The organism is Streptomyces sp. ActVer (assembly GCF_027270795.1).
Lineage (GTDB): Bacteria > Actinomycetota > Actinomycetes > Streptomycetales > Streptomycetaceae > Streptomyces > Streptomyces umbrinus_A.
Genome location: NZ_JAPWHT010000994.1, coordinates 1 through 701 on the forward strand (window position 1 = coordinate 1; position 701 = coordinate 701).

At 71.2% G+C, this 701-nt stretch carries 1 protein-coding gene and 1 pseudogene; both read left to right on the top strand.

Annotation, left to right across the window (positions count from 1 at the left end; genetic code table 11):
- Window positions 1-33 precede the first annotated feature (33 nt).
- On the top strand, window positions 34-171 hold the full coding sequence (locus tag O3Q52_RS54330; protein ID WP_332113041.1) for a hypothetical protein: 138 nt from the start codon (window positions 34-36) through the stop codon (window positions 169-171).
- Between the two features lie 86 nt (window positions 172-257).
- Window positions 258-701 (top strand): annotated as a pseudogene (locus tag O3Q52_RS53795) (cell division protein FtsK); the annotation flags it as partial.

Consider the following 701-nt stretch of genomic DNA (forward strand, 5'->3'; position numbering starts at 1 on the left):
GCGACCAGCAAAGACCCGCACAACGCCCGCGAGATCGCCCGGGTGGTCCTCCTCGGCGCACGCATCGCCCGACGCGAGGCCCGAGGCAAGAAGGTCAAGGCACTGGAGAACCGCGTCGACCGCATCCGCGAGCAGGCCCAGAAGCGCGAGGACGCCAAGCGCAAGAAGTAGAGACCCACGGGGCGGCCGCAACCCGGCCAGGTACACCGGCCGCCCCGTGGTCCGCACGCCCCTCTCAGGAACGACGGAGAACCAGGATGACGGACACCACCGCACCCGCCCACACCGACCCGACGGGTACACCCGTACCCGATGTACCCGAGCAGACGGGTACACGTACCCGGCCCGTACCCGCGACCGAGGTACAGCCCCGCCGCCGCATCCGAATCGCCGCCCTCCGACGCGCCGTCGTCGAGGCCCGCGAGCACGACGCGTACCGCCTCCTCGTGCGTCACGGCGCGTACGTCGTCGGGGGTGCCCGCGTCCTCACCCGACGGGCATGGGAAGCCCGGACCACCGCGATGCACTCGCGGATGATCCGCCAGGCCGAAGCCGCGGGGAACGAGGAACTGATCCGGCAGTGGGAGCAGCGCGCGTACGCGTTCCGCTTCGCCCGGCACAAGAGGCGCATGGACATCCTGCAGATGCTCCTCAACGCACCGAAGGCCATCGCCTCCGCGGTCCTCAGCGCGGGCAGCGTC